Raw genomic sequence first — 12,784 nt, 5'->3', positions numbered from 1 at the left:
TTCTCTGTTTTGTAACTAGGCTTGTTGGCGATCAATCCACCACCTTAGGAACAACAATCATGTTCTCCCTCTGGGCTGGCGCATTCTTGAGAGCTTCCTCAACTGGGAGCTCTCCCTTCACTTCGTCTTCCTGCCAGACATTGTAAACCGGGTAAGGGTGAGCCGTAGGTTCAACCCCCTCAGTATCCAGTTCCTCGAGCTTTTCTACGTATCCAATTATCGAGTCCAGCTGCTGAGAAAGTTTTTCCTTCTCCGCATCCGTCAAATTGATACGTGCTAGTTTGGCAGTGTAGTCGATATCGATGTGCGTTTTCTCAGACATATCTCTAGTTGATTAATCGCGTATGCTGTAGGGAGATTTCTCGCGAACATTGCTCTGGATTGTTTCGAAAGCCTTGTTCACTTCCTTGTCCTTGAGCGTACGGTCGAGAGCGCGGAAGCTCATAGATATCGCGATACTCTTTTTGCCTTCAGGAACTCCTGTCCCTTCGTAAATATCAAACGCAGATACGTTCTCCACTTCGAAGCCCTTTGCCGCCTTAGAAGCGATTTTGTTCAAGGTACGTACAACTTCTTCCGCCGGCTCGCTTTGGTCGACTACGATCGCCAAGTCACGACTGGAAGCCGGGAACAAGCTAAACGGCTTGAACTTGATTCGCTTTGGCTCGCGAAGTCTCTCGGGAAGATAACAGAATATACCTCCAAAGACTTCTCCTTGAATATCCATTTCCTTGATACGAGGAAGGCTCATCAATCCGACGCGAACGAAAAAGCCGGCCTTCGGCTCTTCGTAGGCTGCACTGTGCCCTTCCTGCCAAGCACCTTCATTTTCGCTCACTTCGCGAATCTTGAATTTCCCCAGATCGATCCCTGCGTAAGACGCGAGCGTCTTGACTCGCTCTTTTGCTGCATAGAAATCGTCGTAGGACTTTTCTTTCCAAGTCCGTTCCGTACCGGCGTTGCATTCTAAAAATGCGACCGCAACCATCTCAACGATCTTACCATTGAGCTCGCGGAAAACGCGGCCTGTTTCGAAGAAACGGTTCGCGCCAGTCTTGCGAGACTGGTTCAAATGAAGAACCTCCAACATGCCCGGAAGCAAGCTGTGACGCAATTGGGTTTGATCCTCGCTAATCGGATTTAGCAACGCCAATTCTTCGGCCGAAACATGCCCCGCCCAGCGGCGCTGCTCTTCCGCAGACCGCAAAGTATATGTTACCGTTTCAGCGAAGTTTTGACCAATTAAGTATGACGAGCATTTACGATTGAACTGAGTGATCGGGCTGTCGCTCGCAGTCGTGGCAGTCGCTCTTACTGCACCCCCCGGAATCTTATCAGTTCCGTAGATTCGGAGAACTTCCTCAAGAAGGTCTACCGGACGGAACAAGTCGCCGCGATAGCTAGGAACAGATACAGTCCACTCACCTTCGCTATCGACCGATACTTTCATATCTAGCAGTTCCCAAGCCTCGCGGATCTCTTCATTGCTAATATCAAAGCCGCTCTTTTTGCGTACCCACTCCGGCGTGATTTTGATTTCTGTTTCCGAAACAGGTTCGGTTCCGACTTTGACGCCATTGGTGCAAAGCTTGCCACCTGCCGTTTCCAAGATGAGGGAAATAGCGCGTTCTGAAGCATACCGGAGAGATAGCGGATCGACTCCACGCTCAAAGCGATAGGAGCTATCAGTAGAGAGTGCCAACTTTTTGGATACCCAACGGATCGTGCTTGGGCGGAAGTAAGCGACTTCTAGCACCAGATCGGTTGTATCATTTTTCACTTCGGAATTCTGCCCTCCCATAACGCCAGCCACAGCCAAAGCCTTTTCCTCATCGGAAATAACAAGCATCCGGCTGGAGAGCTTTCGCTCTTCGCCATCCAATGTAGTCATTGCCTCACCCTCGCCTGCGTTGCGGACTATGATCTTCCCACCCGCGATATCGCGAGCGTCGAAAGCATGCATCGGGTTGCCACATTCGTGTAGAACGAAATTGGTTACGTCTACGACATTGTTAATCGGGCGAAGGCCAATCGAAGAAAGAGCCTCTTGCAGCCATTTCGGGCTAGGGCCAATCTTTACACCTTTGATCACGCTAGCCAGATAGAGCGGGCAATCCTCTTCGGCGGAAACTTCGACACCTTGGAAAACATCCGCTCCGGAGACTCGGTCCGATTCCGCAGGGATGTCGTTAACCTCTGGATACTTTATATCTCGACGATACCAAGCAGCGAGTTCACGTGCAATACCGATATGCGAAAGGCAATCCGGACGATTTGGAGTTACCTCTAAATTGAATACTGTGTCGCTGTCGGTTAGCACCTTATTGATTGGAGTTCCGGTTTCCGGGCGATCTTCTAGGATGAGTAATCCAGAATTGTCATTTCCAGCTCCGATCTCACTCGCTCCACACATCATGCCGTCGGAGGGAACACCACGGAGCTTAGAGGGCTTGATCTTGAAACCGCCTGGTAATTCAGCGCCCGGCAACGCAACAACTACGCGATCTCCAACCTTGTAGTTGCTGGCTCCACACACGATCGACTTTTCGCCCGCTTCAGGGCCGCAGTCCACACGGCAAACGCCGAGCTTGTCAGCGTCGGGATGCTGGTCACGCTGCAGCACTTCGCCCACTACTACGTTTTCGAGTTGAGGGACTCCAGTGGTTTCCATGTCGTCCACCTCGAAACCGAGGAGAGTCAACGACGCTGCGAGCTCTTCTGGAGTCTCGTCGAGGTCTACGTAACGCTTAAGCCATTTGAGTGATACTTTCACAGTAGAATAAAGTTTTGAATTTTTGGATACTGGAGTTCTTAAGCGAACTGGGAGAGGAATCGGGCGTCGTTTTGGTAGAAGTAACGGATATCATCGATTCCGTACAGGATCATTGCGATGCGTTCGATCCCCATACCGAAAGCGAAGCCGGAGTATTTTTCTTGATCGATTCCAACCGAATCCAAAACGGCAGGCTCGACCATTCCACAACCAGCGATCTCCACCCAATCACTACCTAGCTTGGCGAGATGGCTGGAAGAAAAGTCGACTTCGAAACTGGGTTCTGTGTACGGGAAAAAGTGGGGACGGAATCGCGTCTTGGTCCCCTTCCCCAGCAATCGCTCGAAGAAGTAGTCAAGAATCGCTTTCAGGTCTCGAACCGTTACGTCTTCATCGATGAAGAGACCTTCTATCTGATGGAAGTTCGCGCTGTGAGTGGCGTCAACCGTATCGCGACGGAAACAGCGACCTGGCGAAATGATTCGCAACGGCGGCTTTTCCTTCAGCATGGTACGGATCTGCACTGAAGAAGTATGCGTACGCAGCAAATAGCGTTCGTCCGCCTTTTTGGATACGTTGCCGAATTGGGCATCGTTTGGCAGATAAAAGGTGTCTTGCAGGTCGCGAGCAGGATGGTCTGCGGGAGTGTTCAAGGCGTCGAAGCAGAAGTATTCAGTTTCCACTTCCGTGCCTTCGGTCACAGTAAAACCGATTTGCTTAAAGATGCTGCAGATCTCTTCGCGGACCTTGGTCAACGGATGTTGGCTGCCCAGAGCCGCATTGGGTGAGGGTAATGATGGGTCGATAGCAGGCCCGATACGAGCAGCGAGCTCCGCCTGCTCGATTCCAGCCAAAGCCTCGTCGTAGAAACCTTGGATTTTGGTTTTCGCCTGGTTGATCAGCTTGCCGAAAGTAGGACGATCCTCCTTGGGCACTGCTCCCATCCCTTTCATCACTTTGGTCAAAGCCCCATTTGGGCCCGTGATTTCTGCCTTTACCGATTCGAAGTTGGCACGGCTCGTTACAGCGGCCACCTTTTGCTGGGCGGATTCTACGATATTCTTGAGTTCGTCTTCCATGGGAAGGGAGGTTTGATATTTTGGGAGGCAATCCTAGATCGGGCCTCGAAGTGGTCTGGAAATGGAAATAAAAAAAGGAGTCCGAGCAGATACTCGAACTCCTTCTAGTGAAAGGAAAATTGTGATGTCCGAGCTCTTTTTGCGAGCTTCGGAAAAACGCTTTCGCTTCGGGCCTTACGCTGCAGCCTTCGCCTTCAGGGCTTCCTTGGCCTTTTCGACCAATCCCTTGAATGCGATAGGATCATTGACAGCGATGTCGGCGAGGATCTTACGATCGAGAACGATTTCCGCAGCCTTGAGGCCTTCGGTAAATCGGCTGTAGCTCATATCTTCAGCGCGGCAAGCGGCGTTGATACGTACGATCCAGAGTGCGCGCCAAGTACGCTTCTTAGCGCGGCGGTCACGGTAGGCGTACTGTAGCGCGTGGGCTACGGACTCCTTAGCATAGCGGAACAAGCGTGACTTGTTACCGAAGTGGCCCTTGGCCTGCTTCAGCATCTTCTTGCGACGCTTGGTGTATGCGGGTGCGTTTGTTGCTCTAGGCATGTTGTCTTACTTTCTAGTATTGGATTTCGTCAGGTCGCCTTGAATACAATTTACCTGATCGAAATAATTCTCGTCGTAACAGGGACTAATTAGAGACCGTGGGGCAAGCCGCGCATGAGGTCGGCCTGGCGTCCATCGGAAACGGACTTATCCTTGTTGAGGTTGCGCTTCTGCTTCGTGCTCTTCTGGTGCAAGTGGTGACGTTGGCCAGGCGAACGACGACGGAGCTTACCGTTACCAGTGAGCTTGAAGCGTTTTGCGATAGATTTCTTGGTCTTTTGCATGACTTTGAAGGAATCGATGACAAAGATACAAATCGCCCCTCGTGTAAAGGGGAAAGCTTAGCTTATTTTGCTTTTCGAAAGAGAGTTTTGGACAACTGAAACAGCGGGCTCCGAAAACGGGCCTATTCACTCTGGCTGGACACAAAAAACGCGGCAAATGAACTGCCGCGTTTTCCAGAATTAAATGGAGCCGGTGATGGGACTCGAACCCGCAACCTACTGATTACAAATCAGTTGCTCTACCAATTGAGCTACACCGGCAACAAAAAGTGACCTTTGACTTAAGACCAAATCCGATTGTGAAATTTGGTACCCCCCCGGGGACTCGAACCCCGAACCAATTGATTAAGAGTCAACTGCTCTACCGATTGAGCTAGAGAGGCGTCAAATGGAAGGCCCCGAAAATCTAATTTAAGGACCATCTGTCAACTCTGTTTTGGAAAAAACTGGCTTTTCCCTCTGAAGAAATCCTCAAAAATCCTGTAAGCGCCCCTGCCCCAAGGGGCTTTCCTCGTAAAACCGATCCCAAACCTCTCCGATCAGATAAATAGAGCCAGACACTACCAGCGGCCGGTCTGTCTTGAAATCAAGGGTACAGACGCCTTTGGCGGGAAACAACTCGCTGATGGAGGCCTCTCTGATCGGGCCAGCGAACCCAGCCGGGACTAGGGCCTCTAACTCCTCGAAACGACAAGCTCGATCCTGCTCAGGCATGACAAACGTCAGGCTATCAGCCCATTTAGCCGCGACAGGGACCAAGGCAGCGGCACGATAAGCGCCCATCACCCCCATCACGACATCAGGTCGAGCTCCTCCAGAGCGCCGCACCAAGTCGGCCAAACTCTTCTCCAGCCACGTAGCCCCTTCCGAGTTATGAGAAACGTCAAAAACGATCTTACGTCCCGAAAGCTGACGCTCTTCCCAACGCCCCGGCCAAGCAACCTTCCGTAAACTCTCAGTTATCTTGCTAGCCTCCAACTTCCAAGAACCATCCAGGACCTCCATGACGCAACACGCCAGGGCCGCGTTGATTCGCTGATAGTCGCCCGACAGGTTGGTTTCCGGATACTGAAAAATATCGCGACCGTAACGGTCCTCAACGCGAACCAGCGGTGCCCCCCTTTCTGAACAGATTCGCTCCACCTCACTCATCGCCTCCTCGGGCAACAGACCCGCCACAACTGGCACGCCCGGCTTTACGATTCCCGCCTTCTCAGAAGCGATCTTAGCAAGCGTATCGCCAAGGATTTCGCAATGATCCAACGCGATAGAGGTAATCACGCTCACTTCAGGGAGGACTACATTGGTCGCATCAAGCCTTCCCCCCAGTCCAACTTCAACCACCGCGATATCCACCTCGCTTCGAGCGAAATGGAGGAAGGCCATGGCGGTCATGAACTCAAAGAAACTCGGGTGAAGCTCTGGATCCTCTTCCGCGATGCGAGCAGCCAGGGGTGCCAATTCCCGCACATAAGCGAGGATTTCGGATTCCTCGAGAATCTTGCGATCCACCTGAATTCGCTCCCCCTGCCTTACCAGATGAGGCGAAGTCGATAAGCCAACTCGGTAACCATGATCCCGAAACACACGCTCCAGCATGGCGCAGGTCGAGCCTTTGCCATTTGTCCCCGCCACATGGATCACAGGGAAGGAACGCTCAGGATGACCGAGCTCCTCCGCGAAACGGATCATACGGTCGATGCCGTATTTAGAACCTCGATTCTTAAGCGAATACAGCCAATCGCGAGCAACCTGGTAAGAGCTTAACTCTGGCATAAAAAGTCGGTTGCTCTGCCGAAAACCGAACAAGTCGTCGCTGACGCGTACCTGCGAGCACTACGAGGTGACTGGTTCCTTCTTGGTATAGAGAGCCGCCAAAATGTCCCGTAAGCGGTCACGCATTTCAGTGCGGGGTACGATCTGGTCGATCAAACCGCGCTGGAAAAGAAACTCTGCAGATTGGAAACCTTCGGGAAGCTCTTCATTGGTCGTTTCCTTGATCACGCGAGCTCCAGCGAAACAAATACGAGCTCCGGGCTCAGCAATTATCACATCCCCCAAAGTCGCGAAACTAGCAGTTACCCCACCAGCAGTTGGGTCTGTGAGCACTGAGATAAACGGAAGACCGGCCTCCGAAAGTCGACCGAGCGCCGCGCTCGTCTTAGCCATTTGCATCAGGCTTAGAATGCCTTCCTGCATGCGAGCTCCACCCGAGGCGGAGATTACTATACAAGGAATCTTCTCCTCGATGGCCAACTCAATCGCACGGGTAATCTTTTCACCGGCAACCGATCCCAAAGAACCGCCCGCGAACTGGAAATCGAAAACCGCGATTGATACCGGAATACCATGAATCGTCCCCTTGCCACTGACGATCGAATCGCTCTCTCCCGTCTTTTTCTGACTCCGCGCAATTCGTTCCGGATAACTCTGCGAATCAACGAACTTGAGCGGGTCCCCCGCCACTAAATCCTTATCGAGCTCGGAAAAGCTTCCCTCATCCAAAAGGTGCCCAATCCGCTTGCGGGCGGTAATCGGGAAATGATAGCCACTCTTCGCTACCACGTTTTGGTTTTGCTCCAATTCCTTATTGTAGATGATCTCGCCCGATGCAGGACATTTCTTCCACATACCCTGTGGGATGTCCTTCTTCTTAACGATTACGGTCGAGTACTTCGGTTTTTGGAAAAGCGCCATGTTGATTGAGCTGTTGTTTAAATTCTTGGTACAGAGGCCTTACGGTCTAACCGTGCCCGATTGTCAAAACGTCTACCGCACGAGCTCCCGCTCTCCGCAAAACGGCTGAGCAAGCATTGACAGTGGAACCTGTGGTAAAGACATCGTCGACGATAATATAGCGTTGGGCGGGGTCTATGGCACGGTTTCGGCACAAAGAAAAGGCATTTTTGAGGTTACGAATTCTCTGTTTCCGATCGAATTGAGTTTGCGAAACCGTGTCGACCGAGCGTTCCAACAAATCGCTCTGTCGGGATCTGGGAAAGAGTGAGACGAGCTCTTTTACAAGCAGTTGGCTCTGGTTGTACCCCCTCTCGCGTTGCTTCCTCGGATGCAAAGGCACCGGCACCAAAGATGCCTCTCCGATATACTCCTCCAATCCGGTAGCGGATTTCGCTAGGACTCGAATATCCCTCAGGGCCCAGAATCCGTCTTTGTATTTAAGAGCGTAGATGAGCTCCCGCAAGGGTCCTCGAAACAAAGCGATCGACCAGCCTTGGCCAAACTCAGGAGTCAAATGCTCACAATGCATGCAATGCGTTCGCGATTCCGCTTCTCCATAAAACGGAAAGCCGCAAGTCAAACATTTGGGCTCCTCGATCAACTGAAACCGATTCGAGCAATCCTCGCAGACGCTAGAAAAACTCGACGAGTCCACCACTCCTCCGCAACCCACACACTGACTTGGAAATACGGTTTCCAAGAAGGAATCTAGCGGACGACTAATCGAAAGGTGTAGTTTCAAAACAAAAAGCTGGCTCCCTCCATAACAGAGGAAGCCAGCTCGAAAATCAACTCGCCCGGTAGAGAATTTCAGTCCCTTGCGTGAGACTCCTCCCAGGAAGTACAGGAAAGGCTGACCGATAGCTGGCTCTTGCCCTGAACATATGGGTTGAGGCTTTCACCCACTTTACAACCCGTTGAGATGGGACGAAACTGGGAAGTCAGAGCCCTTCAGATAACCATACCCTAATCATGAAAGCACCCATTTTGCCCCTCCTCGCCCTAGTTTGTATAATCACTACATCAAGCCCCGCCTTGACGATCGAGTTTCTCGAAGAAGACAACTTCAATAGGGCAATCGTTGGGTGGAGTTCAGAGGCACTACCCTTTGGAGAAACAAGAAACGCGGCGACGAGCCACACTTTCTACGATGAGCTTGGAGTTTGGATAGGAGCGGTGCAATTCTCCGCTTTCGAGAGCGCAGAGCGATTGGAAGTAAGCCTATTCACCACATTCCCAATATCCGATTCCGCGAACTATGAGAACTTCGACGTTTGGGAAATCTACTTCGCAGATGCCGTGACTGACCGGACCCTCTCCAGTGCACGGGCAGTTCTGTCTGACAACACCTACATCTACCCAGTCGAAGGAGATCCTTACGCAGCTATTTTTTCCGTTGGCCCAATCGAGACGTCGCAAGTACCCGATTCTGGCCCCTCACATTTCACTGCATTCGCTCTGATCGCAGGCCTAATAGCCTGGAAAAGAAAACGCAGAAGTTAGGCACAAAAAAAGAGCGGACCCGATGTCCGCTCTTTTGTTGAAAATATTAGGCAGTCGCCGCGGCCGCTTCGTTGCGGGCCTTTTCGCCGAGCGGCGTGGAGATGTAGCGTTCACCCGCACTGCAGGCGACGGTGACGATCATCTTGCCGGCCATCTCGGGACGCTTCGCCAACTGAAGAGCGGCCCAAACGTTTGCTCCCGATGAGATACCACAGCTGATACCTTCCTTCAGGGCCATGTCCTGAGCAGTCTGGAACGCATCGTCGTTTTCGACTTTGATTACGTCGTCGATGATGTCCTTGTTGCAATTCTTCGGGATGAAGCCGGCTCCGATACCTTGGATCTTGTGCGGACCAGGCTGACCTCCGGAAATGACAGGGCTAGCAGCAGGCTCAACCGCTACGGTAGTGATCGCCTTGCGGCTCTTGATCACCTCAGACACGCCGGTGATAGTTCCGCCGGTTCCAACGCCTGCCACGAAAGCGTCGATCTTGCCTTCAGTTGCTTCCCAAATTTCTTCCGCAGTGGTTTGGCGGTGTACTTCGGGATTCGCAGGGTTTTCGAACTGCTGGGGCATGAATGCCTTTTCGCCGTACTCCTCAACCAATTCGGTGGCGCGAGCGATTGCGCCGGGCATGCCCTTCGGGCCAGGAGTCAAAACAAGCTCCGCTCCGAGCATCTTGAGCAAGACGCGGCGTTCCATGGACATGGTTTCCGGCATGGTAAGGATGAGGCGGTAGCCGCGGGCTGCGGCGATAAAAGCCAGGGCGATGCCAGTGTTTCCGGAGGTAGGCTCGATGATGATCGATCCTTCGCCGAGCTTTCCTTCTTTTTCCGCCGCTTCGATCATCGCCTTGCCGATACGATCTTTAACGCTGGAAAGCGGGTTGAAGAACTCGCACTTAACGTAAACGTCTGCCGCTAGGCCTTCAGTCAAACGATTGAGTTTGATCAGGGGTGTGTTGCCGATGGCGGCTGTGATATCAGAGAATGACTTTGCCATAATGGGGTTAACTTTGGTTACTTACTTATCTTAGTCAAGTTTAGTCGAAAACAGAGCGATCTTAGCACGGTGAACTAATTCGTCGATCGCATAGCATTAGAGAATGCGGGAAAGCAAATCCGAGAGTCGCGGAGTCGCGAAATCGTAGTCCAAGCGTTCCAAAGCCTTAGGCTGAACCTTAGCGCTAGCGAGCAAAGCCTCGTCAGCCATCTCACCTAGAGCCAGTCGAAGAGCCACCTTGGGAGCTGGAAAAACGGCGGGCCGGCTCAACGCAGAACCAAGCTCCTTGGCGAATTCCTTCTGTTGGAGAGCTTGCGGAGAAACCAGATTGACTGGCCCCTTCGCCTTCTGGGCGAAAAGCAGCCAAGCGACTCCTCCAATCCAATCCTCAATTGAAACCCAAGGGAACCACTGTTCGCCATTTCCCAACGGACCTCCCAAACCAAAGCGGAAAGCGGGCAGCATCTTCTGCAATGCTCCGCCCCTTGGATCGATAACGATCCCGGTGCGCAACAGGCAAACTCTCGTGCGAGCGGACTCAGCACGCAGTGCGGCAGCCTCCCAATCCTGGCAAACTTCCGCCAAAAATCCCTCCCCCGCAGAAGACGTTTCATCAAATTCCTTCTCCGGATGATGTCCGTAGTAACCTGAGGCTGAGCCACTCAGAAAAACCTCGGGCGGCTCATCCAGCTGCAGAAAGGCATCCACCAGAAGCTTGGTCCCATCGATACGACTGTTGTAAATCCGCTTCTTTCGCTCATCGCTCCAACGCCCGGACGTTAAGTTCTCACCCGCGAGATTGATCACCGCATCCAAGCCCTCCAGACGCGGCAACTCGATCTCACCTTTCGCAGGATCCCAGCGGATATCGCTGTCCCGCCTTTTGCTTCGAGTCACCACGGAAACGTCGTGCCCTTGCGTTTTGAGCAGTGCGGACAGTTGAGCGCCCAAAAAGCCGTTGCCTCCAGTTATGGCGATCTTGAGCGGCTTAAAGTTGGGCAGACTCGCTTTCAGCCTCAAGTCCCGTGCGGTAACCCAATGCCGATAATCGAACATCTTCTCCAACTGGCGTCTGGCAATCGTCTCCCCGAGCGAGCCTACCGGCATTTCAAAATCTATCGAGTCGATCAACTCGCTCTTCTGGTCATCGATGTATCGAAATTGATGTCGATGCTTCCAGGACTTGAATGGACCTGCGATCTGCTCGTCAGTGAACTCCTCTCCTGCGATGCACGATGTGTGACGAGCCAGCCAAGGTCGTTTCCCAATAGGGGTCGAAACCTTCAGTTTGACCTCTTTCCCCTCACTGAAGCCAGGATCCTCACTGATGATTTCTGCTCCTTGCCACGGCGGAGTCAGTCGCTCAAAGGCCCCCGGCCGGGCATGCCAGTCGAATAACTCTTGAGAGCTGGCAGGCATTTCACTCCGTTTCTCAAATCTCATCCGTCTTTTAGTTTCGCGTAGGCTTCGAGGGCCGCGGCTCGGCCCTCCGCATGGGAAACGATCGGTTGAGGATAATTACCGCCTAAATCTACACCCGCATACTCGAGTACGTTGGCGGGAGCCTCCCATGGCTTGAAAAGATACTTGTCCGGCAAACGCGCAAGTTCCGGCACCCATTTTCGCGTATATTCGCCCTTGGCATCAAAGCGCTCGCCTTGGGTGATTGGATTGAAAATACGAAAATACGGGGACGCGTCCGCCCCACTGCCGGCAACCCATTGCCAGCCCATCGAATTATTGGGCAGGTCCGCGTCGACCAAGGTATCCCAAAACCATTCCGCTCCGGAATGCCACGGCTGAAGGAGGTGCTTCACCAAAAACGAAGCCGCGATCATACGCACCCGATTGTGCATCCAGCCCGTAGACCAAAGCTCGCGCATCCCCGCATCTACGATCGGGTAGCCGGTCCGGCCCTGTTGCCAGGCTTTCAACCAATCCTGGTTTTCCTTCCAAGGAAATCGGTCAAACTCCGGACGCAGCGCCTTCTCGCTCGTTTCGGGGAAATGGTAAAGCAGGTGAAACGCAAACTCTCTCCAGGCAATTTGCCGAGCGTAGGCATCGCCGGTTCGTCGATCGACTTTATGCCAGATCTGGATCGGAGAAATCTCTCCAAAATGCAGGTGCGGAGACATTCTAGACACTCCCACGATGGCGGGATTGTCGCGATTTTCGTCATAGGACTTCACGCGATCATTCAAAAACTCGTCGAGAGAATCAGTGGCGGCATTTTCCCCTGGAGTCCAATAGTCCGAAAACCCACCCGCCCAATCGAGCTTCGGCAGAAGCTCCCAAGAATCGAGTTCATCCGAATCCGGCCAGTCTTTTGGAGCGGACAGTTTGCCAGGTGCCGGCAGCGGTTCTCTCATCTTCAGGGTTTTGAGATGATTCCAAAAGGGAGTGAATACCTTGAAGGGACCACCGCTCTTCTTTTCCACTTTCAGCGGCGACTGTAGCAGCGAGCCGTTAAAGCTCCGCACCTCGAGCCCCTTATCGGCGAGCGACTTTTTGATTTTCGTATCTCTGGCAATGATTTCCGGCTCGTAGCGACGATTCCAGAATACTGACTTGGCACCGACGGCCTCGCACAATTTGGCCAAAGTCTCGCTCGAACCGCCTCTAAGCAGCGTCAATTTCGAACCAATTTTGCGGAGGTCACTGTCCAAGGAAACAAGCGAGTGATGCAGCCACCAGCGGCTAGCTCCTCCCAAAGGCCAATCCCCCTCCCCTTCATCATCCAAGATGTAGAGCGGCAGGATCGCTCCTCCCGATTCTACCGCTTCATGCAAAGCTGGGTTGTCAGACAGTCGGAGATCCTGTCGGAACCAGACGATCACAGTGTTTTGCTCAGGCATGA

General features: G+C 52.7%; 12 protein-coding genes, 2 tRNA genes and 1 pseudogene. 1 reads left to right on the top strand and 14 read right to left on the bottom strand.

The annotated features are described in order from the left end of the window. Positions 1 to 31: 31 nt before the first annotated feature. The 11 genes and pseudogenes from gatC to H5P27_RS20175 form a co-directional block, all read right to left on the bottom strand. Positions 32 to 322 carry an Asp-tRNA(Asn)/Glu-tRNA(Gln) amidotransferase subunit GatC gene (gatC, locus tag H5P27_RS01140; RefSeq protein ID WP_185658542.1) on the bottom strand — a complete coding sequence of 97 codons (291 nt, stop codon included), beginning with the start codon at positions 320 to 322 and terminating at the stop codon, positions 32 to 34. A gap of 12 nt (positions 323 to 334) precedes the next feature. Then, positions 335 to 2,773 carry a phenylalanine--tRNA ligase subunit beta gene (gene pheT, locus H5P27_RS01135; RefSeq protein ID WP_185658541.1) on the bottom strand — a complete coding sequence of 813 codons (2,439 nt, stop codon included), beginning with the start codon at positions 2,771 to 2,773 and terminating at the stop codon, positions 335 to 337. Between the two features lie 38 nt (positions 2,774 to 2,811). Further along, positions 2,812 to 3,852, bottom strand: a complete 1,041-nt coding sequence (pheS, locus tag H5P27_RS01130) for a phenylalanine--tRNA ligase subunit alpha (RefSeq protein WP_185658540.1) — start codon at positions 3,850 to 3,852, stop codon at positions 2,812 to 2,814. Between the two features lie 174 nt (positions 3,853 to 4,026). After that, positions 4,027 to 4,398, bottom strand: coding sequence for a 50S ribosomal protein L20 (gene rplT, locus H5P27_RS01125; protein ID WP_185658539.1), 372 nt, complete (start codon positions 4,396 to 4,398; stop codon positions 4,027 to 4,029). Positions 4,399 to 4,487: 89 nt separating this feature from the next. Further along, on the bottom strand, positions 4,488 to 4,682 hold the full coding sequence (rpmI, locus tag H5P27_RS01120; RefSeq protein WP_185658538.1) for a 50S ribosomal protein L35: 195 nt from the start codon (positions 4,680 to 4,682) through the stop codon (positions 4,488 to 4,490). Between the two features lie 185 nt (positions 4,683 to 4,867). After that, positions 4,868 to 4,943: transfer RNA gene (locus tag H5P27_RS01115), tRNA-Thr, on the bottom strand. A 46-nt stretch (positions 4,944 to 4,989) separates the two neighbouring features. After that, a tRNA-Lys gene (locus H5P27_RS01110) sits at positions 4,990 to 5,065 on the bottom strand. Positions 5,066 to 5,153: 88 nt separating this feature from the next. Continuing rightward, positions 5,154 to 6,458: a bifunctional folylpolyglutamate synthase/dihydrofolate synthase gene (locus H5P27_RS01105; RefSeq protein WP_185658537.1), complete on the bottom strand. Its 1,305-nt coding sequence runs from the start codon at positions 6,456 to 6,458 to the stop codon at positions 5,154 to 5,156. A gap of 60 nt (positions 6,459 to 6,518) precedes the next feature. After that, positions 6,519 to 7,379 carry an acetyl-CoA carboxylase, carboxyltransferase subunit beta gene (gene accD, locus H5P27_RS01100; RefSeq protein WP_185658536.1) on the bottom strand — a complete coding sequence of 287 codons (861 nt, stop codon included), beginning with the start codon at positions 7,377 to 7,379 and terminating at the stop codon, positions 6,519 to 6,521. Between the two features lie 46 nt (positions 7,380 to 7,425). Further along, positions 7,426 to 7,950 (bottom strand): ComF family protein, encoded by a 525-nt coding sequence (locus H5P27_RS01095; RefSeq protein ID WP_185658535.1) that lies wholly within the window; start codon positions 7,948 to 7,950, stop codon positions 7,426 to 7,428. Between the two features lie 3 nt (positions 7,951 to 7,953). Then, positions 7,954 to 8,121: pseudogene (locus tag H5P27_RS20175) on the bottom strand (double zinc ribbon domain-containing protein); the annotation flags it as partial. A gap of 272 nt (positions 8,122 to 8,393) precedes the next feature. Between H5P27_RS20175 and H5P27_RS01090 the strand changes: the two are divergent. Then, positions 8,394 to 8,924, top strand: a complete 531-nt coding sequence (locus H5P27_RS01090; protein ID WP_185658534.1) for a hypothetical protein — start codon at positions 8,394 to 8,396, stop codon at positions 8,922 to 8,924. A 46-nt stretch (positions 8,925 to 8,970) separates the two neighbouring features. Here H5P27_RS01090 and cysK read toward each other — a convergent pair whose 3' ends face one another. From cysK to H5P27_RS01075, 3 genes are all read right to left on the bottom strand, one after another. Then, positions 8,971 to 9,927 carry a cysteine synthase A gene (gene cysK, locus H5P27_RS01085; protein ID WP_185658533.1) on the bottom strand — a complete coding sequence of 319 codons (957 nt, stop codon included), beginning with the start codon at positions 9,925 to 9,927 and terminating at the stop codon, positions 8,971 to 8,973. A 96-nt stretch (positions 9,928 to 10,023) separates the two neighbouring features. After that, a complete protein-coding gene (locus tag H5P27_RS01080; protein WP_185658532.1) occupies positions 10,024 to 11,370 on the bottom strand; it encodes a TIGR01777 family oxidoreductase in 1,347 nt (448 codons plus the stop codon). Beyond that, a complete protein-coding gene (locus H5P27_RS01075) occupies positions 11,367 to 12,782 on the bottom strand; it encodes a cryptochrome/photolyase family protein (protein ID WP_185658531.1) in 1,416 nt (471 codons plus the stop codon). The genes H5P27_RS01080 and H5P27_RS01075 overlap by 4 nt, the downstream gene beginning before the upstream one ends. Positions 12,783 to 12,784: the final 2 nt, after the last annotated feature.

It is taken from the genome of Pelagicoccus albus, from assembly GCF_014230145.1.
In the GTDB taxonomy this organism is placed as follows: Bacteria; Verrucomicrobiota; Verrucomicrobiia; order Opitutales; family Opitutaceae; genus Pelagicoccus; species Pelagicoccus albus.
Note: the sequence above shows the minus strand (reverse complement) of the source record. Positions and strands in the feature narration are given on the sequence as shown.